The sequence below is a fragment of the Providencia sp. PROV109 genome, from assembly GCF_033681625.1.
In the GTDB taxonomy this organism is placed as follows: domain Bacteria; phylum Pseudomonadota; class Gammaproteobacteria; order Enterobacterales; family Enterobacteriaceae; genus Providencia; species Providencia hangzhouensis.
Genome location: NZ_CP096320.1, coordinates 3,543,449 through 3,567,918, shown reverse-complemented (window position 1 = coordinate 3,567,918; position 24,470 = coordinate 3,543,449). Strand labels below are relative to the sequence as shown.

Annotated in this window: 22 protein-coding genes; 17 read left to right on the top strand and 5 right to left on the bottom strand. The window is 41.2% G+C overall.

All coding sequences use genetic code 11. From position 1 onward, the window contains the following. Positions 1–10: 10 nt before the first annotated feature. A complete protein-coding gene (locus M1F25_RS16605; protein ID WP_004260432.1) occupies positions 11–1,198 on the bottom strand; it encodes an efflux RND transporter periplasmic adaptor subunit in 1,188 nt (395 codons plus the stop codon). A 134-nt stretch (positions 1,199–1,332) separates the two neighbouring features. Between M1F25_RS16605 and acrR the strand changes: the two genes are divergently transcribed. The 3 genes from acrR (at position 1,333) to mscK (ending at position 5,835) form a co-directional block, all read left to right on the top strand. Continuing rightward, positions 1,333–1,983, top strand: a complete 651-nt coding sequence (gene acrR / locus M1F25_RS16600; RefSeq protein WP_112307164.1) for a multidrug efflux transporter transcriptional repressor AcrR — start codon at positions 1,333–1,335, stop codon at positions 1,981–1,983. Positions 1,984–1,995: 12 nt separating this feature from the next. After that, positions 1,996–2,349, top strand: coding sequence for a DsrE/DsrF/TusD sulfur relay family protein (locus tag M1F25_RS16595; RefSeq protein WP_004913652.1), 354 nt, complete (start codon positions 1,996–1,998; stop codon positions 2,347–2,349). Positions 2,350–2,457: 108 nt separating this feature from the next. Then, positions 2,458–5,835 carry a mechanosensitive channel MscK gene (gene mscK, locus M1F25_RS16590; protein ID WP_181488479.1) on the top strand — a complete coding sequence of 1,126 codons (3,378 nt, stop codon included), beginning with the start codon at positions 2,458–2,460 and terminating at the stop codon, positions 5,833–5,835. 5 nt (positions 5,836–5,840) lie between these two features. On the opposite strand, the gene M1F25_RS16585 is transcribed toward mscK, so the two are convergent. Together M1F25_RS16585 and priC are read right to left on the bottom strand one after the other, a co-directional pair. Then, positions 5,841–6,017 carry a DUF2496 domain-containing protein gene (locus M1F25_RS16585; protein WP_004260415.1) on the bottom strand — a complete coding sequence of 59 codons (177 nt, stop codon included), beginning with the start codon at positions 6,015–6,017 and terminating at the stop codon, positions 5,841–5,843. Positions 6,018–6,035: 18 nt separating this feature from the next. After that, on the bottom strand, positions 6,036–6,584 hold the full coding sequence (gene priC, locus M1F25_RS16580; protein WP_110592248.1) for a primosomal replication protein PriC: 549 nt from the start codon (positions 6,582–6,584) through the stop codon (positions 6,036–6,038). A 142-nt stretch (positions 6,585–6,726) separates the two neighbouring features. Here priC and apt point away from each other — a divergent pair, with 142 nt between their 5' ends. The 10 genes from apt (at position 6,727) to M1F25_RS16530 (ending at position 17,191) form a co-directional block, all read left to right on the top strand. Then, positions 6,727–7,278 carry an adenine phosphoribosyltransferase gene (gene apt, locus M1F25_RS16575; protein ID WP_036958374.1) on the top strand — a complete coding sequence of 184 codons (552 nt, stop codon included), beginning with the start codon at positions 6,727–6,729 and terminating at the stop codon, positions 7,276–7,278. A gap of 112 nt (positions 7,279–7,390) precedes the next feature. Continuing rightward, positions 7,391–9,334, top strand: a complete 1,944-nt coding sequence (gene dnaX / locus M1F25_RS16570) for a DNA polymerase III subunit gamma/tau (RefSeq protein WP_096863266.1) — start codon at positions 7,391–7,393, stop codon at positions 9,332–9,334. Between the two features lie 48 nt (positions 9,335–9,382). After that, positions 9,383–9,712 (top strand): YbaB/EbfC family nucleoid-associated protein, encoded by a 330-nt coding sequence (locus tag M1F25_RS16565; protein WP_004260403.1) that lies wholly within the window; start codon positions 9,383–9,385, stop codon positions 9,710–9,712. After that, complete coding sequence (recR, locus tag M1F25_RS16560; RefSeq protein ID WP_004260396.1) at positions 9,712–10,311, top strand: recombination mediator RecR; 600 nt, start codon at positions 9,712–9,714, stop codon at positions 10,309–10,311. The genes M1F25_RS16565 and recR overlap by 1 nt, the downstream gene beginning before the upstream one ends. 362 nt (positions 10,312–10,673) lie before the next feature. After that, on the top strand, positions 10,674–12,542 hold the full coding sequence (htpG, locus tag M1F25_RS16555; RefSeq protein ID WP_164456286.1) for a molecular chaperone HtpG: 1,869 nt from the start codon (positions 10,674–10,676) through the stop codon (positions 12,540–12,542). 192 nt (positions 12,543–12,734) lie between these two features. Next, complete coding sequence (gene adk / locus M1F25_RS16550) at positions 12,735–13,379, top strand: adenylate kinase (RefSeq protein ID WP_004260386.1); 645 nt, start codon at positions 12,735–12,737, stop codon at positions 13,377–13,379. Between the two features lie 181 nt (positions 13,380–13,560). Then, positions 13,561–14,526 carry a ferrochelatase gene (hemH, locus tag M1F25_RS16545; protein WP_112307161.1) on the top strand — a complete coding sequence of 322 codons (966 nt, stop codon included), beginning with the start codon at positions 13,561–13,563 and terminating at the stop codon, positions 14,524–14,526. A 123-nt stretch (positions 14,527–14,649) separates the two neighbouring features. Then, on the top strand, positions 14,650–15,090 hold the full coding sequence (locus M1F25_RS16540) for a Wzz/FepE/Etk N-terminal domain-containing protein (RefSeq protein ID WP_232368694.1): 441 nt from the start codon (positions 14,650–14,652) through the stop codon (positions 15,088–15,090). A gap of 84 nt (positions 15,091–15,174) precedes the next feature. Next, complete coding sequence (locus tag M1F25_RS16535; protein ID WP_232368693.1) at positions 15,175–15,771, top strand: GNVR domain-containing protein; 597 nt, start codon at positions 15,175–15,177, stop codon at positions 15,769–15,771. A 106-nt stretch (positions 15,772–15,877) separates the two neighbouring features. Then, positions 15,878–17,191 carry an inosine/guanosine kinase gene (locus M1F25_RS16530; protein WP_036958371.1) on the top strand — a complete coding sequence of 438 codons (1,314 nt, stop codon included), beginning with the start codon at positions 15,878–15,880 and terminating at the stop codon, positions 17,189–17,191. 340 nt (positions 17,192–17,531) lie between these two features. On the opposite strand, the gene eutH is transcribed toward M1F25_RS16530, so the two are convergent. Beyond that, on the bottom strand, positions 17,532–18,782 hold the full coding sequence (gene eutH, locus M1F25_RS16525; protein ID WP_004260372.1) for an ethanolamine utilization protein EutH: 1,251 nt from the start codon (positions 18,780–18,782) through the stop codon (positions 17,532–17,534). A 22-nt stretch (positions 18,783–18,804) separates the two neighbouring features. Then, the gene (locus M1F25_RS16520) at positions 18,805–20,244 is read right to left on the bottom strand and encodes an FGGY family carbohydrate kinase (RefSeq protein ID WP_004260369.1); all 1,440 of its coding nucleotides are present in this window, start codon (positions 20,242–20,244) and stop codon (positions 18,805–18,807) included. 241 nt (positions 20,245–20,485) lie between these two features. On the opposite strand from M1F25_RS16520, the gene M1F25_RS16515 reads away from it, so the two are divergent. The 4 genes from M1F25_RS16515 (at position 20,486) to M1F25_RS16500 (ending at position 24,385) form a co-directional block, all read left to right on the top strand. Next, the gene (locus M1F25_RS16515; protein WP_112307158.1) at positions 20,486–21,886 is read left to right on the top strand and encodes an NAD(P)/FAD-dependent oxidoreductase; all 1,401 of its coding nucleotides are present in this window, start codon (positions 20,486–20,488) and stop codon (positions 21,884–21,886) included. Further along, entirely contained in the window at positions 21,883–23,112 is a 1,230-nt protein-coding gene (locus tag M1F25_RS16510) for an NAD(P)/FAD-dependent oxidoreductase (protein ID WP_144140451.1), read from the top strand. Before M1F25_RS16515 ends, M1F25_RS16510 begins: the two co-directional genes overlap by 4 nt. Before the next feature lie 35 nt (positions 23,113–23,147). Continuing rightward, on the top strand, positions 23,148–23,924 hold the full coding sequence (locus tag M1F25_RS16505; protein WP_004260363.1) for a DeoR/GlpR family DNA-binding transcription regulator: 777 nt from the start codon (positions 23,148–23,150) through the stop codon (positions 23,922–23,924). A gap of 110 nt (positions 23,925–24,034) precedes the next feature. After that, complete coding sequence (locus M1F25_RS16500) at positions 24,035–24,385, top strand: DUF1937 family protein (protein ID WP_144140452.1); 351 nt, start codon at positions 24,035–24,037, stop codon at positions 24,383–24,385. Positions 24,386–24,470: the final 85 nt, after the last annotated feature.

Sequence of the window (24,470 nt, the reverse complement as noted above, 5' to 3'; positions counted from 1 at the left end):
AGCCGCTCCCTTATTTAGACTTTTCTTCAGGTTTTGCCTGATTGTCTATGGATTGCGTTTCTAAGTTTGCTTCCTTAGGATTCACAACAATTCCTGGTTTGATTTTTTGTAAGCCGATGACAATGACACGATCACCTGCTTGTAGACCTTCAGTTACCAGCCATTTGTTGCCAACTGCTTGTCCTGCTTTAACTTTTCTGACTTCAACTTTATTCTCTGCGCCAACAACCATGACTTGAGAAGTTCCTTGAGCCGTACGAGTCAAGCCTTGTTGTGGAACTAGAATCGCCTTTTCAATAACACCGTCTTCTAATACAGCACGAACAAACATACCTGGAAGTAACTCTTTGTTCGGGTTAGGGAACATGGCTCTCATGGTGATAGACCCTGTTGTTTCATCAACAGTGACATCAGAGAATTCCAGAACACCCTTTTGTGCGTATTCTTGACCGTTGTTGTTGATCAAACTGACAGGTGCTTTCCCTGATTCTCGCTGTACAGCGCCTTTCGCTATCTCATTTTTGAGACGTAAAAAATCGTCACTCGATTGTGTTACGTCAACATAGATAGGATCAAGTTGCTGAACACGCATTAATTCAGTGGCTTGTCCTGTAGATACTAAAGCCCCTTCAGTCACATTCGATTTACCGGTACGGCCGCTGATCGGTGCAGTTACTTTGGTATAATTCAGGTTGATACGTGCCGTTTCAACCGCAGCTTCAGCCGCTTTGACGGCAGCAAGTGCTTGTGCATAGGTTGAGGTTGCTTCGTCGTATTCCTGACGACTAATGTAATTAGTACCTAACAATGGTTTATAACGCTTCACCGTTAATGCAGCCAGATTCGCATTGGCTTGTGCTTTTGCAAGTTCCGCTTTTGCGCTGTCATAGGTTGCTTGGAATGGTGCTGGGTCAATTTGGTATAAAGATGTCCCTGCTTCTACGTCGCTACCTTCTTTATAGTTGCGTTTCAATATGATGCCACTAACCTGAGGGCGAACCTCGGCAACACGAAATGCGGATGTACGGCCTGGTAACTCGGTTTTGAGAGTCAGAGGTTCGGCTTTAAGCGTAACAATTCCTACTTCAGGCGCCGGGCGTTCTCCGCCACCTTGTTGTTCATCGTTACAACCAGATAAAGCCAAGCCACCTGAAAGAACTAACAGAGCCAGAGGTAACACCCCTCTGTTTTTTCGCATAAGTTAACCTCAATTAATCAATATGAGTTCAAAACAAAAATAAGAAAAATGGTAAACAATATGATTTATCACTATGCTATAGTACAAACATACACGAATGTATGTAAATCAGCTTTCGATAGAAACGGGTCACAATGGCACGAAAAACTAAACAACAGGCTGAAGAAACCCGTCAGGAAATATTAGATGCTGCCATCAAAACATTCTCTGAACGAGGAGTTTCTGCCACATCATTAGCCGATATTGCAAAAGCAGCGGGGGTTACCCGAGGTGCAATATATTGGCATTTCAAAAACAAAGTTGATCTTTTTTATCAAGCTTGTGAATTTGGTGATAACCAAATAGTACAAGCTGAAGAATATTATCGTTCTAAATATACCAATGATCCACTTTCAATACTAAGAGAATTATTAGTTTATATTTTGACTGATTTTATTGAAAGGCCTAAAAACCGCGCTTTGATGGAAATTTTCTTTTTGAAGTGTGAATTAGTTGGCGAAATGGCAGAGTTAGTTGATTTTAAACGCGCTAATTATGTCGCAAGTCAATGTCGAATAGTTGATAACTTGACTGCCTGTATTGATGCAGGTCAACTTCCTGCTGATCTTGATGTGGAATGTGCTGCGATTATGATCCGTTCATTAATGTCTGGTTTGTTAGAAAACTGGCTACTCCAATCAGAAAATTTTAATACTAATCAACATACAATTACATTGGTTGATACACTATTAGAAACACTAAAATGTAATACCGCAATCCGGTTAAAACCCATTCAAACTGAATAAGTGGAGTACAATATGACCTCTATTTTGATTATTGCTAATGGCGCACCTTACGGCAGTGAAACATTGTTTAACTCATTGCGATTAGCGATAACGTTGAAAGAGCAAGAGCCGCAGTTAGATTTAAAAATATTTCTGATGTCAGATGCTGTGACCGCAGGTTTGGCAGCTCAAAAGCCGAAAGAAGGCTATAATCTTCAACAAATGTTAGAGATTTTAACGGCACAAAATGTCCCCGTTAAATTATGTAAAACTTGTACAGATGCCCGAGGTGTAAGTGAGTTAACCCTTGCTGATGGTGTTGAGGTAGGCACGTTAGTCGAGCTTGCAAGCTGGACATTAACGGCAGATAAAGTATTAACTTTCTAACATTTTACGTAAAATGTGTTTAATTAGTTGAAAGTAAGTGTTGGTAGGCGACTATCGGCACTTTGGTTTAATTAAACAATATTATTATTTGTATAAAGGAATGCCATTATGATGAAACAACAATGGAAGTGGCGGCAGTTAGTATCAATAACACTGTTTTTTTTCATCATATCTTTTTCCAGTTCAATTACGGCATTAACATCAAATAACTTACCTGATAAGAATGAAATAAAAAGTGCGCTCAACGCATTGAATAAAAAAAGTTCACTCAATGAGGAAGATAAACTTGCTCTCGCTGATCTGGAAAAAACCTCAGATTTTTATAACGAGCTGGATAAACTCGAACAGCGAACGGCCGAACTGCAAAAAAAACTGAATAGCGCGAGTGAAGAATCGAAACAAGCAGCACAAGGTTTGTTGCAAATAAAAAATGAAAATGAGCAACGCACTGAAAATTTCCTACGAAAAATACAAGATAGTTCTCTTTCACAACTAGAAGCATTACAAGCCTCTTATTTAGAAAATCTGCAAACAGAACAAAATGACCTTGCAACCTATAGTAGCCAATTAATTGGCTTACAGACACAGCCTGAAAGGGCACAAGCGATGATGTTGGAAAATGCGAGGCGCTTACAAGAAATTCGCAATGAGCTAAATAGTTCATTGAATGAATCTGTGAATTTAAGACCTACTCAAATTACCATGCTGCAAGTTGAACAGTATTTATTGCAGCAACAAAATGAATATCAAAAACGTATTCTACAGGCTAACACTCAATTACAAGATGTGCTGCAAAAACAACGTGATTATACCGCAGCATATATTGAGCAATTGGAACACCATATTCAGCAAGTACAAAATGCGATTAGCCATCGCCGACTAAATGACTCCCAATCAACGGTACGCGAGGCGCTGAGTACTTCTGAAACCGATATTGAAGCGCAACAGAATCCCATTATTCAAAAAGAAATTGCGATTAATAATGCGCTCAGTGACCGTTTAATCGCAGTGACCGAAAATAGCAATAAACTGGTGCAAAATGGTATTCGAGTTAAAACATGGCTTGAAAGAGCGACGCAGTCCGAACGAAATTTAAAAGAGCAAATTAATGTATTACGCGGTAGTTTATTGCTCTCACGAATTTTATTTCAACAACAAATTGACTTGCCGCCAGACATTTTAACTAAAAATTTACCCACAACGATTGCTGATTTGCGGCTTGAGCAATTTGATATTAACCAACAGCGTGATGAGCTTTATCAACCTAATGATTATATTACTAAGTTGGAACAGCAATTTGAGGTAAAAACAGGGGATGAGCTGGCAAATAGCGCATTATTATCCGCTGAGGATAAATCTACGTTATTGAAACTATTGGAAGTACGTCGTGGGTTATTAGATGAACTCAACCTGCAGCTTGGCGGGCAAATTTCCCAAGCAATCAACTTGCAACTTGATCAAAACCAATTATTGAGTGTAGTGGGGTCTCTTGAAAATACCTTGGCGCAGCAAATATTTTGGGTGAATAGTAATAAACCGATGGATTTGGAATGGGTTAAAGGTTTTCCAGAAGCTGCGGCAGCACAGATTCATAATTTTGATTTTAGTTTATCGAATCGTAGTATTAAGCGTGGAGTGACGGCTTCATTATTGGTCGTTGTTCCACTGGTTTTAGTTGCATTGTTGTTTATTTGGTTTAATCGCAAAATTAGTAACCGACTGCAGGATATTGACCAACGGCTTTCCAGCTTACGTAATGACAGTGTATTAAGTACCCCGTTGGCACTGTTGTTAACATTAATGCAAACATTACCTATTTCACTGTTTTTACTGGCATTTGGCTATTGGTTTTTGAAAACAGGGAATGTACAAGGGCCATTCTTTTGGCAATTTTGCCAACAATTGGCGATATTTTGGGCATTATTTGAGCTGACTTTCCGAGTATTAAAACCACAAGGTATTGCACAAAAACACTTTGGTATCGAAAAAGAAAAAATATCCCAGACTCGGCGCAGGATGATCAGGCTATCTATCCCTCTATTGCCACTCATTTTCTTTTCTACTTATGGCGTTAGCAACCCACTGAAAGTGTCTGAGGACGTAATTGGCCAGTTGATCGTGCTGGTTTCTCTTATTCTACTGTGCATCTTTACTATTCCATTTTGCAAACAAGTTTGGCAAGAGAAAGGGAGTCACTTAACGCGCAGTATCGTTGTGACATTGTTGACATTTTCGCCATTAATTTTAGTGGGCTTAATGATGGCGGGGTATTATTACACCACATTGCGCTTGGCAAACCGTTGGATCGACAGTTTATACCTATTACTCCTATGGTATATCACTTATAGCGCGTGTTTGAGAGGCTTAACACTGGTTGCTCGTAAATTAGCATATCAACGTGCCATAGAACGCCGTGCGATGTCGAAGCAAGAAGATACTGAAAACGAGCCAATTAAAGAGCCACCAATGACTATTGAGCTGATTAGCCAGCAATCATTGCGTCTCACAACAATGGTGTTATTTATTATTTTCGCTTTGGCGTTTTATACGATTTGGTCTGATTTTATAACCATTTTCTCTTTCTTAGATAGCGTGAACTTATGGAGCTATACCGCCACATCGGCAGAAGGGGGAAATATCTTACAATTCGTGACGTTAGCGAATTTAATTTTAGCTCTTGTGATTATCATTGTGTCTTGGGTAATGACGCGAAACCTCCCTGGACTACTGGAAGTGTTGGTATTATCACGGTTAAAACTCCGTCAGGGCTCTACTTATGCGATCACGACAATATTAACTTATATTATTGTCGGGATTGGGGCGATCGCCTCATTAGGTATGATTGGCGTGACATGGAACAAATTGCAGTGGTTGGCAGCAGCTTTAACCGTCGGGTTAGGGTTTGGTTTACAAGAAATTTTTGCTAACTTTGTTTCAGGGATCATTTTACTGTTTGAACGGCCGATCCGTATTGGCGACACCGTCACTATTGGGACCTATTCAGGAACAGTCAGTAAAATTCGCATTCGTGCGACAACCATCGTTGATTTTGATCGCAAAGAAGTGATCATTCCTAATAAGGCTTTTGTGACTGAACGGTTGATCAACTGGTCGCTATCGGACACCGTCACACGTATCACCATAGCGATCGGTGTGGCATATGGCTCTGATCTTGATAAAGTGAAACGCGTTTTATTGTCTGCGGCAACCAATAATAGCAAGGTAATGACTGAACCTGCTCCTAATGTCTATTTCACCAGTTTTGGTGCAAGCACGTTAGATCACGAATTACGTTTTTATGTACGGCAGATTGGTGACCGTGGCGTAACCAGCGATGAAGTGAACCGTGCGATAGACAAACTATGTCGAGAAAATGATATTGATATTGCATTCAATCAGTTAGAAGTGCATTTACACAATAGTAAAGGTGATGAAGTGCAAGAAGTGAAGCGAACACCTAAAGATAGTGATGATAAAACGCACTAAACTCATTAAGTTTCTTTGGTGCAGGCAGTTTTTGCTGCTTGCACTTGTTTTGCAATATAATCATTTTTCACGATTTCAAGTGCTTTGAGAACCACATCAGCTTCTATCTCAGACGTCTCTAATAAGTAGATTAAATCAACAGCAAGTTGGATTTCTTGTGGAGCATCCTTGAGTGAACTCATACTGATTCCTTCTAAGATTTAATCAAAATATTGATTTTCTTGATGTTCAATGGCTTTTTCAATACGCAAAAGTGCTTGGCGGCAACGGTACAAACGGCCTGCGAGTACAGCGAGTTCTTTTTGGCACTGGTGCTGCAAACGGTGGTCGGTTAGCTCACTTAAATGAAGTTCTTTTTCACTCACCATGGCCTGCAAGCGTCGTTCATAGTCTTGGTGTTGTGATAAACGTTCATATAAATCAACTTGTTCCTTTTTCTTAGTAAAATTTGATTCTTTTTCACGTAAAGCTTGTGTAGAGATCTCTCGTGAAATTGCCTGCATTTGATGGACGATTTTTTCAGTAAGAAAATTAACTTGCTCAGTGTGGTTTAACGTTACGCTATGGCACAATTGCTGGTACAAGGTCTGTAATTCATTTTGGCAATCCCCTAAACGGGTTGATTTGCGGCTAAACAATTGCATATCGAAACGTGAATGTGAAAACTCAAGGTCTTTTATGGGCTCCACTCGTGTTTTCAATTCATCAATTTGCTTTTTTAACGCATCCAAAAGAGCGGGAATTTTCATTTTTTGTTCTCATTAAATGTGAAAAATAGCGGAAAATTGATATTCAGCAACAAAACTGATGCCAAATTGACGGCTTCTTATTGCATTTTTATGGTACTTTACATAGATTCTACACTTTCGTGTTTACTACATGGCTTTTATTATGACCGCTAAAGAGCAACAACTGCAATTGATTAAAGAAAGTATCGCATCTATCCAAGATTATCCAATCGAAGGTGTGATCTTTCGTGACATTACGACTTTATTAAATAACCCTGCTGCATACCAAGCAACGATTGATATGTTAGTGGAACATTATCAAAATAAAGGCGTCACTAAAATTGTAGGAACTGAAGCGCGTGGTTTTCTATTCGGCGCTCCAGTTGCATTACGTTTAGGCGTAGGTTTTGTCCCTGTACGTAAAAAAGGGAAATTACCACGTGAAGTATTGAGCATGACTTACGACCTTGAATATGGCACGGATACACTTGAAATCCATAAAGATAGCATCAGCCCTGAAGATAATGTCTTAGTGGTTGATGACTTACTTGCCACAGGTGGTACAGTGGAAGCGACAGTTAAAATGATCAAACAACTAGGTGCTAATGTTGTTGATGCCGCATTTATCATCTGTTTACCTGACCTTGGCGGCGTTGAGCGCCTGCAAAAAGAAGGTGTTTCTTCTTATAGCCTTGTTGAATTCCCAGGCCACTAATCTTTATTTTCCCTCTATTTTTATCACAGTCTCGCTGTATAGGTTGAGGCTGTGGTAGCATGGTACTATGATTATATATATTCACGTACCATGTTAAATGACAGTGGAATCCATGAGCTATCAGGTACTTGCCCGTAAGTGGCGCCCCCAAAAATTTTCAGACGTTGTTGGCCAACAGCACGTTTTGACTGCACTCGCTAATGGGCTAACGCATCAGCGGCTTCATCACGCCTATCTTTTCTCCGGTACACGTGGTGTAGGAAAAACGACGATTGCTCGCCTATTTGCCAAAGGCCTTAATTGCGAAACAGGGATCACTGCATCACCTTGTGGTAAATGTGCCAACTGCCTTGAAATAGAACAAGGGCGATTTGTTGACTTAATTGAAATTGACGCGGCTTCCCGAACCAAAGTCGAAGATACTCGTGAATTATTAGACAACGTCCAATACGCGCCGGCACGTGGGCGCTTCAAAGTTTATTTAATTGACGAAGTACACATGTTGTCTCGTCATAGTTTCAATGCGTTATTAAAAACCCTTGAAGAACCGCCTGAACATGTGAAGTTTTTGTTGGCGACGACGGACCCGCAAAAACTCCCCGTGACCATTTTGTCTCGCTGTTTGCAATTCCACCTAAAAGCATTAGATGTCACGCAAATCAGTGAACAGCTTGAACTTATTCTGAATGCAGAAAATATTGAACATGACCAACGAGCTCGCCAGCTTATTGCAAGAGCGGCGGATGGCAGTTTACGTGATGCATTAAGCTTAACTGACCAAGCCATTGCGATGGGGCAAGGGAAAGTAACGGCTGATATAGTTAGCCAAATGCTAGGAACCCTTGATGATGAACAGCCATTAGCGATTATTGAAGCGTTAGTACGTGCCGATAGCATGGCGGTGATGGAACAGGTAGAGCAAGCTGCTAGTCGCGGTGCGGATTGGGAAAACTTGCTGGTGGAAGTTTTGTCGCAATTACACCGTATCGCGATGATCCAACTGCTTCCTGCTGAACAAGAAACAGACCCATCATCGACAGAAGGGCGGCTACGGCAGGTCGCAAGGGTAATTTCTCCTGCAGATCTCCAACTGTTTTACCAAACGTTATTAGTTGGAAGAAAAGAACTCCCTTATGCTCCTGAGCGGCGTATGGGGGTTGAAATGGCATTGTTACGTGCATTAGCTTTTCATCCGAAAAATGTGATTGCTGAAATTGAAGCTCCACCAAAAGTTATTACGCAGGCGGCTGTTCAATCGGCATCGCCTGCTGCACCAAATATGGTGCAAAGGGTGCCTCCTGTTCAAGCACGAGCAGAAAATCTGCCAGACAATAGCCCAACGTTACAGTTATTGAAGGCTAGGCAGGCGCTACAATCTCCACAAAGTGAGGATCCTAGCCCAAAAAAGGCTAAACCGGTGATGCCTGAAAGGGCTAAGCCGGCGGCATCAGCACTGGAAAGGCTGGCCGCCGTGACCAGCAAACATCAACAAAATGTGGTAAATAAAGCGGCTCAGGCAGCAAAACCACAAAAACCAAAGCAGTACCAATGGAAGCCTCAAAATGAAGAGGCGATGGCACCAAAAGAGGCAATAACAACGCCAAGTGAAATCAAAGAGGCGTTGGAATATGAAAAAACGCCTGAATTAGCCGCTAAAATTATTGAGGAAGGGCGAATTCGTGATAGCTGGTCTGGGAAAATCGCAAAATTAAATATTCCCAAGCTGGTTGAACAATTAGCTTTGAATTCATATATAGAAGAATTAAGTGAGTCGCAAATTGTTTTACATTTGCGCTCGGCTCAGAAGCACCTCGATAAACCATCGGCACATAAAGCATTGGAAGAAGCTCTGAGCGAACTATATGGTCGTACTGTTGAACTGAAAATCGTTCATGATGATAATAGCGAGGTGAAAACCCCGCTAGAATGGCGACAGGCGATTTATGAAGAAAAACTGGCACAAGCGCGCCAGTCTATTATTGCGGATAAAACGATTCAAAAACTGCGCTCAATGTTTGATGCGCAATTAGATGAAGAGAGTATTCGCCCCGTTTAACGCTACAGTCTCATTGTTAAGCTGTAGCCTCAGTTGTGAGAGATAACTATGTTTGGTAAAGGTGGATTGGGTAACCTGATGAAACAGGCCCAGCAAATGCAAGATAAAATGCAAAAAGTTCAGGAAGAAATCGCTCAACTAGAAGCTACAGGCGAATCTGGTGCTGGCTTAGTTAAAGTGACGATTAACGGCTCACACAACTGCCGCCGTGTTGAAATTGACCCTAGCTTACTCGAAGACGACAAAGAAATGTTAGAAGACTTGATTGCTGCGGCATTTAATGATGCTGCTCGTCGTATCGAAGAAACGCAGAAAGAAAAAATGGCAAGTGTTTCCAGTGGTATGCAATTACCACCAGGCTTTAAGATGCCATTCTAATGCAAACAAGTCCGCTTCTTGAATCTTTGATGGAAGCTCTGCGCTGTCTCCCAGGGGTTGGCCCCAAGTCAGCGCAGCGAATGGCTTTTCATCTTTTACAGCGTGACCGCAGTGGGGGAATGCGTTTAGCGCAATCGCTCACTCGTGCCATGTCTGAAATAGGTCACTGCCGTGATTGCAGAACATTTACAGAACAAGAGGTCTGTAATATCTGCGATAACCCTCGCCGCCAACAAAATGGTTTGATTTGTATTGTTGAAAGCCCAGCAGATATCTATGCAATAGAACAAACCGGGCAATTTTCCGGGCGTTATTTTGTGCTGATGGGGCATTTGTCACCACTTGATGGTATTGGCCCAATGGATATCGGTCTTGATAGACTAGAAGAGCGTTTGGCATCAGAGACTATCAATGAAGTGATTTTAGCAACCAACCCAACGGTTGAAGGTGAAGCGACAGCAAACTATATTGGCCAAATGTGCGCGCAATATGGGGTGGCTGCGAGCCGAATTGCACACGGGGTGCCTGTGGGGGGGGAGTTGGAAATGGTTGATGGAACCACACTTTCTCACTCGTTGGCGGGGCGCCAACGGCTCTAAAGTCCTCGTCATTCTTTGCGCCGTAGCGTTGTTGTCTTCATGCATCAACCCTAGTCACATACTTGTGTATGCTCCCAGGGATTAATGCATTCGACGCCTAGCTACGGCACAAATTATTTAGAGGATGATGGTGAGGTGCTGTTTTTAAAATTTAAAGGCAAACCCCTCAAAGCAAAACCCTTAATTCAAAAATATCCTTCAAGCAAAAGCATCGTAGTCTTCGGTCATTTCCTTTCATTCATATTAATTTAGCTTCTAATTTGTGGTTAGTGGTTGAATTCTATTTTTTCGCCCCCAATTAATCTGCATCGATAAGTCAAACCTATCCAATTAGATTGATGAAATAGAGGCGATTAATGAGTATGAAAGGACAGGAAACTCGTGGTTTCCAATCAGAAGTTAAACAACTCCTCCAATTAATGATCCACTCTCTTTATTCAAATAAAGAGATTTTCTTACGTGAATTGATCTCCAACGCATCAGATGCGGCGGATAAACTGCGTTTTCGTGCATTATCTAAACCAGAACTGTATGAAAACGATGGTGACCTGCGCGTGCGTATTAGTGCCGATAAAGAAAAAGGTACATTGACCATCAGTGATAACGGTATCGGTATGAGCCGCGAAGAGGTGATTGAAAACCTCGGCACTATCGCGAAGTCAGGCACAAAAGCATTCTTAGAGTCATTAGGTAGTGACCAAGTCAAAGATAGCCAAATGATTGGTCAATTTGGTGTGGGCTTCTATTCTGCATTTATTGTGGCTGATAAAGTGACTGTACGTAGCCGCGCAGCTGGTGCCCCTGCCGATGAAGGTGTGTTCTGGGAATCTGCTGGTGAAGGTGAATACACCATCGCTGATATTGAAAAAGCGGAGCGCGGCACCGAAATCACTTTGCATTTGCGCGATGATGAAAAGGAATATCTGGATAACTGGCGCTTACGTTCAGTGATTAGCAAATATTCTGACCATATTGCTTTACCAGTTGAAATCGAAGAAAAAAATGAAGAAGACGGTACGGTAACTTGGGAAAAAATTAACCAAGCGAAAGCATTGTGGACTCGTAGCAAATCTGAAATTTCAGACGAAGAATACGCTGAATTCTATAAACATATTTCCCATGACTACGCAGACCCACTAACATGGTCACATAACCGTGTAGAAGGTAAGCAAGAGTATACGAGCTTGCTGTATGTGCCGTCTAAAGCGCCATTTGACCTATGGAATCGTGACCAACAGCACGGCTTGAAACTCTATGTTCAACGCGTATTTATTATGGATGACGCAGAACAGTTTATGCCTAATTACCTGCGTTTTATTCGTGGTGTGTTGGATTCCAATGATTTACCACTGAACGTGTCTCGTGAAATACTGCAAGACAGCGCATTAACTCGTAGTTTACGCAGCGCATTAACGAAACGTGTTCTGCAAATGCTTGAGAAACTGGCTAAATCTGACACAGAAAAATACCAAACCTTCTGGCAACAATTTGGCTTGGTGATGAAAGAAGGCCCTGCGGAAGATATGGCAAATAGTGAAACTATTGCTAAACTTCTGCGTTTTGCAACAACTCATACCGATAGCAGCGTACAGAATGTTTCTTTAGAAGATTATGTAAGCCGCATGGTTGAAGGCCAAGATAAAATCTATTATATCACTGCAGATAGCTATGCGGCGGCGAAAGGCAGCCCACACCTTGAGCTATTCCGTAAAAAAGGTATTGAAGTCCTACTGTTATCTGACCGTATTGACGAATGGATGATGAACTATCTGTCTGAGTTCGACGGTAAACAGTTCCAATCCGTGAGTAAAGCAGACGAGTCATTAGATAAGCTAGCGGATGAAAACAAAGCGGAACAAGAGGAAGCGGATAAACAATTAGAGCCATTTGTTGAACGCGTTAAATCATTCCTTGGTGAGCGTGTTAAAGAAGTTAAACTCACACATCGCTTAACGGATACGCCTGCCATTGTTACGACAGATGCGGATGAAATGAGTACACAAATGGCAAAACTGTTTGCAGCAGCAGGGCAAGCCGCGCCAGAAGTAAAATATAACTTCGAATTGAACCCAACACATCCATTGGTGAAAAAAGCCGCAGAAGTGTCAGATGAATCTGTGTTTGCTGATTGGGTAGATGTATTGTTGGATCAAGCATTATTAGCAGAACGTGGTACATTGGAAGATCCAAACCTATTTATTCGTAAAATCAATGAATTACTTTTAAAGTAATTTAATTTGATATTTTCGATATTGAGCATAAACCGCGCTTTTGCTTGTGCTTTAGCGTGGTTTTTTTCTTTTGCGAAAAAAGATAAATGCGAAATCGTTTACGTGTGTTCTTGAGTAAAGCCGTATGCTAATGGTATGGTAGCTTGTTTTCTTTTCAAATTATAAAAATCTAAATAGCAAGGGGTTTACGCAATGCGTATCATTCTGCTTGGCGCTCCAGGCGCTGGTAAGGGCACTCAAGCTCAATTTATTATGGAAAAGTTTGGGATCCCTCAAATTTCAACAGGTGACATGTTACGTGCAGCTGTTAAATCAGGGAGCGAACTCGGCTTACAAGCTAAAGAGCTGATGGATAACGGTAAATTAGTTACTGATGAATTAGTTATCGCATTAGTTAAAGAGCGCATCAAACAAGATGACTGCCGCAATGGCTTCTTGTTGGATGGGTTCCCTCGTACAATCCCACAAGCGGACGCGATGAAAGAAGCGGGTATCACTGTTGATAACGTACTGGAATTTGATGTACCAGACGATATCATTGTTGAGCGTATCATTGGTCGTCGTGTACATGCGCCATCAGGCCGTGTTTACCACATCAACTTCAACCCACCAAAGGTTGAAGGCAAAGACGATGTAACAGGTGAAGAATTAACCATCCGTAAAGATGACCAAGAAGACACCGTGCGTAAGCGTCTGGTTGAATATCATGCATTAACTGCACCTTTAATTGCGTACTACCAAAATGAAGCTAAACAAGGTAATACCAAGTACTTCAAATTAGACGGTACTCGTAAAGTGGCAGAAGTTAGTGAAGAACTAGCAAAAATTTTAGGTTAATATTTGTACTTGCCATGCTTTGTGTTGCAGTAATCGTAACTGCAATTCGAATTATTTTAAGTATAAGGTATTATATGGAGGCAGCGATGATCGCTGCCTTTGTTTTTTATACCACTTGGTGACAAAAATCGTTAATTAACTGTGCTAAAGTTGGGAATAATTATCAATTAGGAGTTGTTTCATGTCAGAAAAAAAATACGGCATTTTGTTAGCTAACCTAGGAACCCCTGATGCCCCAACGACCTCAGCAGTGAAACGCTATTTAGCCGAATTTCTTAGCGATAAACGCGTTATAGATGTCCCCCGCTTGATTTGGAAGCCGATTTTACATGGGGCGATTTTACCTCTTCGTTCTTCTAAAGTAGCGAAGTTATACCAATCTATTTGGTTAGACGGGGGATCGCCATTACTGGTTTATTCTTTACGTCAAAAACAAAAATTAGCTGAGCTATTGCCTAATATTGCCGTAGAGATAGGTATGAGCTATGGTTCGCCTTCAATCAAAAGTGCGGTGGATAGCTTGCTAGACCAAGGCGTGACCGATTTAGTGGTTCTTCCACTGTATCCACAGTATTCTTGCACAACAACGGCTGCGGTTTATGATGCATTAACCAGAGCGTTTGAAAGTAGACGTACCATTCCAAGCGTGCAATTCATTCGTAGTTATGCGACACACCCTGCTTATATTCAAGCTTTAGTGGCTTCGATAGAAGAAAGCTTTGCTCTGCATGGTGAACCCGATAGGCTTATATTGTCGTTCCACGGTATTCCACAGCGTTATTGTGATACAGGTGATATCTACCAGCAGGAATGTGAAAAAACGGCAGAGGCGCTCCGTGAAGCGTTAAATTACCCAAGTGATAAAGTCATGCTGACCTATCAGTCACGCTTTGGACGTGAGCCTTGGTTGATGCCATATATGGATAAAACGATGCATGAATTACCCGCGCAAGGCGTAAAGTCAGTTCAGGTCATTTGTCCTGGTTTTTCAGTTGATTGCTTAGAAACATTAGAAGAAATTAGCGAGCAAAATAAAGAGTTTTTTATGAGTAGTGGTGGTAATAAATATAATTATATACCGGCATTAAATGATAATCCGAATAGCATTCATATGATTAATTCAATAATTCAAGATGTTCTAAAGTAATCAATTCAGTAAATTAATGCAGAAAAGTTTGTTTATCGATATATCAATAAGCTGATTATAGACTATAATCACTTATCTGAAATTATAAATGATTGAATAAATGTTATGTCTTTTGGAATTAATATGAGCAATAAGCAGCAGCCACCACAAGGTAATATAGAGCAGAAGTCACCTTCTGCTCATCAATTTCAAATACAGCAAAACGATGAAATTGATTTAATGGCCTTGTTTTCCATTTTGTTAAAACATAAATTTTTGATTCTTATATTTACGGTTGTTTGTATTGTGGTGAGTGTTGGTGTTGTAAAACTATTACCTCAAAAATGGAGCAGTACTGCTATTGTTATTCCTCCTGCATCTGAAGAGCTCAAAGAAGTTAACGCATTTAAAGCTCAACTGGATGTATTAGATATTCCTATTGATTTAAGTGCTCAACGTATTTTTAATGCATTTGTTGACCAGTATCGTTCGAAAGTTAATCAAGAAAGTTATATAAGAAGTACTGATTATTACCATAATCTGGCAGAGAAAATTGACCCGAAAGATGATGTTATTGCTCAATAAAGGCTAGTAAATTCAATCATTTCTAATGATATTAAAATTCAAGATCTCTCAAAAGAGAAAAACAGTACTTCAAATGATATTGTTTTGAGCTTTACTGCACCTTTGCCAACGGAAGCCCAAGATTTACTTGAAGGTTATATTCGCTATAGCGCATCGAAAGTAAGGCAACAGTTAAAAGTTGAAATCGACAATATGATTTCAGAGAAACTTATTTATGCCAGTGAGTCACTAAAACGCGAAGTTAGCAAAATTCAAACTGAATACGATGTTAAGGTTGAAAGGCTTAAACGAGCCGTTGATATTGCAAAAGCAGCTGGAATTGAAAAGCCGATAGCCAGCGATTCTGTTGCTATCAATGATGACCCTGATTACCCTATTGCGTTAGGAACTGAAGCTTTAGAGAAAAAATTACTGATTGAAACCCAAAATCGTGATTTGGCATTGATGAGCGAAAATTTACAGAACCGTAAAATTTACCTTGATAATTTACAAGAAGTAACCGCTAAAGAATTAGATTTTACACCCGTTAAGTTTATTTTAACGCCAGACTTACCGTTGCATAAAGATTCACCAAAATCATCGTTAATTGTTGCATTAAGCGCAATACTCGGTTTAATTTTGAGCTGTGCATTTGTGTTAAGTCGGGAGCTTTATCGCGATTATAAATATCAAAATCAATAAAATAACTTCCAAATGACAAACAATGGGGCCAGTGCCTTCTTTGCAGGTGCTGGCTTTATTTTATCGTGCTAGAATAGGGTGATGTTCCATTGTTAATCTTCTAATTATGAAATTCCCCGGTCAACGCAAGTCAAAACACTATTTTCCTGTTAGTCTCAGAGATCCTTTATTACAGCCTTTAAAAGAAACATTGGCGGATGATGAGAATTGTAAGTCCTATATTGTTGGTATCGACCAAACATTAGTCGATATTGAAGCGAAAGTGGATGACGACTTCATTCAGCGCTATCAATTGAGTAAGGGGCATTCGCTGGTTATTGAAGACGATGTCGCCGAAGCTTTGTATAAAGAACTTACAGATAATGCCTTGATTACTCATGAGTTTGCAGGTGGAACGATTGGCAATACGCTGCACAACTATTCGGTTTTAGCCGATGACAGGTCAGTTTTATTGGGCACAATGTGCAATAGCATTCAAATTGGTAGCTATGCGTATCGCTATTTGTGTCACACCTCAAGTCGCATGGATTTGAATTTTCTACAAGGTGTGGATGGCCCTATCGGGCGCTGCTTTACCTTGATCACTGAAAATGGCGAGCGAACGTTTGCTATCAGCCCTGGCCATATGAATCGCTTGCACCCAAATAGCATTCCCGAGGACATTATTGCTGGGGCTTCTGCGTTGGTATTAACGGCTTATTTAGTCCGCTGTAAACCCGGAGAAACCATGCCTGATGCGACTATGCAGGCTATTGCATATGCGAAAAAGCACAATGTCCCCGTCGTGTTAACGCTTGGAACTAAATTTGTTATTGCTCAAGACCCTCAGTTTTGGCGTGATTTTTTAGCGGAGCATATTTCAGTAGTTGCAATGAATGAAGACGAAGCGCAGGAACTGACAGGGCTGAGTGACCCATTACTTGCCTCTAATATGGCATTAGACTGGGTAGATTTAGTTTTATGTACGGCGGGCCCATCAGGCCTGTATATGGCAGGCTACACCGAAGACGCCTATAAACGTACGACGCAACATCCACTATTACCGGGGGCAATTGCAGAATTTAACTTGTACGAGTTTAGCCGAGCAATGCGCCAGCAAGATTGCCAAGTTCCATTACGAATTTTCTCTCATATCGAGCCTTATATGGGGGGACCTGAGAAAATAATGAACACAAATGGGGCGGGAGACGGGGCTTTATCGGCATTACTTCACGATATTACCGCCAATTCTTACCACCGTTCTAATGTGCCTAATTCCAGTAAACATGAGCGCCAATACTTAACGTATTCTTCTTTAGCTCAAGTATGTAAATATGCTAATCGTGTAAGTTATCAAGTATTAACTCAGCATTCGCCTCGTTTGACTCGTGGCTTACCTGAAAAAGAAGATAGCTTAGAAGAGTCTTATTGGGAACGTTAAAGCGAAATAATTCTCATTTTAATTAATGATATCGATTTTAAGGCACTTCAATATAATTGTTATTGAGGTGCCTTTCTTTTTGAACAATTATTTTGATGAGTTGTTGTCACTAAATTTTATTAATTAAGGTAATTATTTACCTTCAAATTATGTATCTATAAATAATGTAATGATTAATGATGACTAATATAGATAACCATATAGTGAGTACAATATTAATAATTGATGAGAGTTTGAGTTAATTTCAGACTAATAAATAAAAGCCGTATGCTACTTTATGAGTATTCATATTTGGCATACAGCTAATTATCTTTAAATATATAAGTATGGTTAATGCTAATTAATGTTGTTTAGCAACAGCGAGTTCACTTTCTTCTTTAACTATTTCGGCTGCTTTTGCATCTTCAGCTTCATAACGCATCGCCTGCGGTACTGAGATTTTAATCGCAATAAATACCGCTAAGAAGCCGCCTACCAACTTACCAAGTAAAATAGGTAAAACGAGAGTGGGTTGGAAGTTAGCGGTGAAAGCAAGATGGTCACCGATGGTTGCTTGTGCACAAACACCGAATGCGACACATAATACTTTATCCCTCGCACGCATTTCTTTGAATAAGTGATAAGTAGCAATAATGTTTGCCATAACCATAATAAATCCTAAAGAACCAGTATCGCTCAGCTTTAAACGGTTACTTAATGCACGTACTAAAGGCTTACAGTAGCGTTGGAACAGATAGCAAATTGGGAATGTCCCCGCTAACATAATACCGATATAGCCTGCAATTTCGATGGCGCGGAATAGCTCATTTTGGTCAGCAAATAGCGGGTCAAAGCCCCATGCGCCGAAAACTTTAGTGAATACACCAGTAAAGTGTTCAACAATGGAAAACGCTAAGACTAATTTGACGAATGCATCCATGATTTTACCGAAAATCAGGAAGCCGGTTACCATTAACATCGGGCGATATTTTAGCCCAGCAGCCAATAAGAAACAGAATACAAACAGCGGCATCAAGTATTGCAACATGGTAAAGAAATCTAAGGTTAATTGATGTGCTGCCGGTGAGTTCGTGGAAATAATATCCCTGACAGGAATATTATTGAATGTAATCAACAGAAGCGAAGCGAGTACGCCAAATGGTATTGAGATCAACCCAGCCATTGCACCAAGCGCAAGATACTTATGATCTTTGCGATTTAACATTGTTAACCCTACAGGGATCAGGTAAACAATGGTGGCACCCGAGGTATAACCGATCAGCATTGCCGTGATCCACATATCTCGATTAGTTGTCAAAGCATCAGCTAGCTGGTAACCGCCCATATCAACCGCGATAATCGATAAAGCTGCAATGGAGACGTCTGATCCGACTGAAGAAAAGACGGGACCAAGGATGTAAGAGATTAACTGTGAGAGCAGCGGCACTGCGGCCATGATCCCCGCTTGAGCAAGAAATACAGGGCCGATAGAAAAGATCCCGTTAACAAACTCTTTCCCAAGTTCACTGGTTGGTTTCACTATGGATGCGACTGCGCCAATGATGGCTCCGCACATGATCAAATAAATAATATAATTTCCGAATTCAGCCATGGTAGGGTTTCCTTTTATTATTTTAGTGTCTTAATTGGCGAGAACGGGCAATGATGTCGCGATATTGTTCCATCACACCTTGCATATTCGTTCCATCAGGATGTGTCACAGTAGCGTTGCGTCTTACCGCCATTTCGTGAGTGATCCCTATGCCTTTGCGAGCCAATAAGGCAGCGCCTAGTGCGGTTACTTCACGGTTTGCTGGTGCTTCAATGTCTTTTTGTAATAAATTAGCTAAAAATTGCTTAAAATATTGATTTGAAGAAAGCCCTCCATCGACTGAGATTGATTGGCCTAGCGGTGAAATTTTTTCCATTGCAAAAATAACTTCAGCGGAGCGTGCTGCTATACCTTCCAAGACAGACTGCATCATGTCTTTTTTGTCAGTATCCAATGAAAGCCCAGCCCAGAGACCTGCGGCACTGCGATCCCAGTATGGGCACCCTAAACCAGATAACGCTGGGACAAAGGCAAGACCACGTTTAATGGCGGATTCAGCCCTGAAATCACCCAGTTCATCGAATGAGTCAAACAAACCGATTTTGCGAGCCCAATTAATGGCAGATGCTGCGTTGTATACGCCACCATCTAAGCCAAAGACAGGGGGTTGGTTGGGAAACTTCCAACAGAGTGTCGGTAATAAACCACTGTTATGAGTTTGTGGAATATCGGTGCCAGTAAGTGCTTGCAAGAACGCGCCTGTACCGAAGGTGATTTTGGCATCGCCTTTTTCACGACAACCATGGCCGAATGTGCCAGCAAATTGGTCAACAATAATGGCGGTGACTGGGGTGAGGTGCCCATCAAGATTTATTGCGCCAAAGTCACCAATGTTGTCCTTAATTGGCGGTAAACAGTGGATGGGAACACCAAAAATGTCACATAGCTCTTGGTCCCACTCCAAGGTATGAATATTGAGTAATGAAGTTCGGGACGCTGAGTTATAGTCGGTGACAAATACGCCACATAAGCGGTCGAGGAAGAATGCATCCATCGTACCAATACGTAATTTATTTTTATCCGCTAATGTTTTCGCACCGACGACATTTTCAATAATCCAACCCATTTTGCTGGCGGAAAAATAAGGGTCTAGCGGTAAGCCTGACTTAGACTGTACCAGCGGCTCTAACCCTGCTTCCTTGAGCATTGAGATAGTTTTTTCTGTCCGTAAGTCTTGCCAAACAATAGCATTGTATAAAGGGCGCTTGCTGTCCGCATCCCACGCCACAATACTTTCGCCTTGATGGCAAAGTCCAATAGCATCAACCACTTCACAGCTATGTAAGCATTTAATGATATTGGCCAGTATTTCCTCTGGGTCATGTTCAACCCAACCACTATTCAATGTGATTTGTTTATGAGGAATGCTCATAGGGGAGTGATAATGGCCGCCTTCTTCAAAGACAACGACCCGGGTTCCCGTTGTTCCCTGATCGATAGCCGCATAACGTTGATTGAGCATCACAGTATTCCCAGTGTTATAAATGTTGTAAATAGGTCTGTTTTTTTGCTTGCTATCGTTTAATCGGAAATAAAATCCACAAAAAACTCACAGTAAGTTTCACTAATGTGACAAAAATCACAATAAAGTAACAATGTGAGTAATTTTTTGGTTGTTGTTGTGCTTTGTGTTGTTTTAATTATTGTGATTGTGGGAATTATGTGGTTTTATGTGTGCAAGTTTTAAGTTAAGGATCTCAGCCATGGATATTAATAATAAAAAAATTTGGGATGTCATTGTCATCGGCGGTGGTGTCATTGGCTGTGCTGTGACACGTAAATTCACACTGATGGGTGCCAATACGTTGTTACTTGAACGTGGAGGTGACATCCTTTCGGGAGCAAGTAAGGCAAATAGTGCGCTATTACACACAGGTTTTGACGCCACACCAGGGAGTCTAGAACTTGAGTGCATGCAAGAGGGGTATCGTGAATTCATTGAAATCAGAGAAAAAATGAATTTACCTCTTCTTGAAACAGGGGCATTAGTGGTTGCATGGAATGATGAGCAGCTTAGTAAATTGCCTGCGATAGTAGAGCAAGCACACACTAACAATGTATTAGATGTGGCAATTATTGATAAAGAAGAACTCTATCGCAGAGAACCTCATCTAGCACCGGGAGCACTCGCGGCTGTTTCTGTGCCAGGTGAAGCGGTTATTGACCCATGGAGTACACCACTTTCGTATTTAACCCAAGCGGTGAAACATGGGGCTGAATACCGTTTTCATTGTGAGGTAAGCGGTGGAGCACTCAATGATAGAATATGGCGATTAACCACATCAAAAGGTGAGTTTTCTGCCCGTTTAGTCATTAATTGTGCGGGAATTAATGGCGACATTGTTGAATCAATTTGCCACCCATCACCGTTCCAAATAAAGCCACGTAAAGGGCAGTTTCTCGTCTATGATAAAGCCGCAGCAGCGGATATCAATGCAATTATCCTACCTGTTCCGACCGCTATCACAAAAGGCGTACTGTTATCAAAAACTATCTTCGGCAACCTTTTGCTTGGCCCAACAGCGGAAGAACAAGATGACCGTTGGAAAGCTGAGGTAAAACAAGAAGTCCTTGAAGACTTAATTGCCCAAGGTTCACGTATGTTACCTTCATTGCATAATTACAGTGTGACCGCAACCTATGCGGGGTTACGTCCTGCTACAGAAGAAAAATATTACCGCATTAATGATTACCCTGAAAAGCAGTGGATCTGTGCGGGGGGAATTCGTTCAACAGGCCTAACTTCAGCTTTAGGGGTGGCTAGTTATCTTGGTAAATTGTATCAAGAAAACTTCACACCACTTTTTGAATTATCACCGCCAGAAGCGCTAATTTGGCCAACCATGCCAATGATTTCTGAATATCACCAACGGGATTACCAATGCAAAAGTAATGGCGGTATTGTTTGCCATTGTGAATTAGTAACTCAGCGGGAGATTGAAGCCGCATTTGATTCGGATATTCCTCCTGAGTGTTTAGGTGCTTTACGCCGCAGAACACGAGTGATGATGGGGCGCTGTAATGGGTTTTATTGTAGTAGTCAGGTGGCTGAAATTATTAATGGTCGCTTCGACCACACACTGGCAGTGGAGGCCGTAAAATGAGTTTAAATTATGATGTGATTATCATTGGCTCTGGCCCTACTGGTGTTGCGGCAGCGCAGGCGTTACGCCGTCGTGGTGTTCAAAATATCGCTATTATTGAACGTGAAGCACAGGCGGGAGGCGTTCCGCGTCACTGCCAGCACCCTACATTTGGCATATTAGCCTTTAAACGGCCGATGAAAGGCAATCAATTTGCAGAAAAAATTGTCAATCAACTGGGAAACACGCCAATTTTCACCCGTAGTACCGTGACTGCGTTACAACCTAATGGAAAATTAACCGTTTCAACGCCAGAAGGCCTTGTTGAAATGCAAGCTAAACGAGTATTGATAGCGACGGGGGTAAGAGAGACACCTCGACACCCGCGCTTAGTTTCAGGTTTGCGCCCTCAAGGGGTATTAACAGCCGGGGCATTACAGCAATTTGTTTATTTAAACGGTAAGAAGCCTTGCCGTAATCCAGTGATTGTAGGCAGTGAATTAGTGAGTTTTTCTGCACTATGGACACTAAAAAACGCCGGTGTTAAAGCCCAAGCGATGATTGAAAGTGGCGAGCGGATTTTAGCGTTTAAGCCCGCGACGTTATTTGCCAAAGCGATGGGAACCCCCGTTTATTTGAATAGTAAAATTACTGAAATTGGCGGCTTAGATCGCGTGGAATATGTGGTTGTTGAAACCAAAGGTAAAAGCCACAAAATTATGTGTGATTCGGTCATTTTTACGGGGCAATTTGTCGGTGAAAACACGTTAATCCGTAAAAGCCATTTGGGGTTTGATTCGGAGACAGGAAAACCGGTAACAGACCAATATGGGCGTTGTTCAGATGCCAGTTACTATGCTGCTGGTAATATGTTGCATCCAGCCGATATGGGCGACCAATGCTATCAAGAAGGATTGGTGACAGGAGAGCGGATTGCTGACGATTTATTAGCGAATCATCATCAGCAGCAATTAAAAGTGGCCCAATGTATTCCTGTGCAGTATGACCCGAAAATTTGTTTTAGTGTTCCAGCATGTATAGATATTGATGATTTATCGGTGCGACAGATTGATTTTAATATCAAAGTTACACAACCAGTAAGCGGAACCATCCGTGTTATGGCAGGGAATACTCTGTTATATGAAAAACGGCATCGCTGCTTACCAACCCGACGTATTTTACTGAAAAATATTGATTTAACAAAAATACAACGGGGAGCTACTGAAATTAGCATCACTGTTGTATAGTGCTGGAAAGTTAAATGGTTAAGAAGGATTAAACTATGTGTGAGGGACGTTCCTCAAAAGTACGTCATCAAACCATCATTGAGTTACTTTCTACTCAAGGGCAGGTTTACGTACAGGAGCTTGCTAAACATTTTAATGTCGCGCAAGAAACTATCCGTCGTGACCTTAGTAAACTTGAAACACAAAAGTTACTAAAAAAAGTCCATGGTGGAGCCGTAAACATTCAGTCAAAATTTGAACGTAATTTTACGGAAAGAGCCCAAGCCGCGGTTGATGAGAAAAAAGCGATTGCAGCGAAAGCCGCGGAGCTGATTAAACCCGGAGACACATTGTTTATCGATTTTGGCACGACGACCTTTGAATTTAGCCAAAGAATCAAGTTGATTGATAATTTAACGGTTATTACGAATTCGCCTTTATTGGCAAATACGTTACAAGAAAACGTAACTATCGAAACAATTTTGATTGGTGGGCAATTTAACGCCGCACAAAACGCATGCTTAGGTGCTATTGCGCTAAAAAATATTGCTGAGTTTTTTGCAGATTACGCAGTGATTGGGGCAGGGGCGATACATGCATTGCATGGTGTGATGGATCAGCACGTCGATGAAGCCGCAATTGCGCAAAAGATGATGGAAAACAGCGATAAATTAATGGTGTTAGCGGATGGCACAAAGGCTAATAAGCATGCGATTAATTTTGTGACGAGTTGGGACAATATTGATTATTTGGTGACAACCAGCAAAGAATTTAAATTACCTGAGAATAAAAAACATCCTAAAACGAAAATTATTGTTGCGGATGTTGAATAAGCTTTAATTTTCATCATTCAATTATAAACACACCCTATGAAATATATTTAATTATTTTTCATAGGGTTACTTTACCCAAAATTTGATTAACGCCAATACTAGGAATGATTATGAGCCTCTATTTTATTGCTTGCCCTTATTCAGACCCCGACAGCAGTGTCGTAGAAATGCGCTTTGCTGAATGTACTAAATTTGCGGCAGAACTTGCGCTTAAAGGTATCGCTACTTATAGCCAAATCACGATGACCCATCCAATTAACCAATACTTGGCCTCACAAGGGCTAAAAGTCGCATGGTCTTCTATTGATATGGAATTTCTAAAGCGCTGTGATGGTTTAATTGTGCTGACATTGCCAGGCTGGGAAAAGAGCGGTGGTGTTGCAGCGGAAATTCAGTTTTTTAAAGACCAAGGGTTGCCGGTTTGGACAGGGGATGAGTTCAAAGTACAAATGGCAGAATAACGCTTATTTATAGTTATCTTGATGATCCATGACGTTTTATCGTCATGGATTTTTTGTGCACAAAAAAGCCGTAACCCAAAGGCTA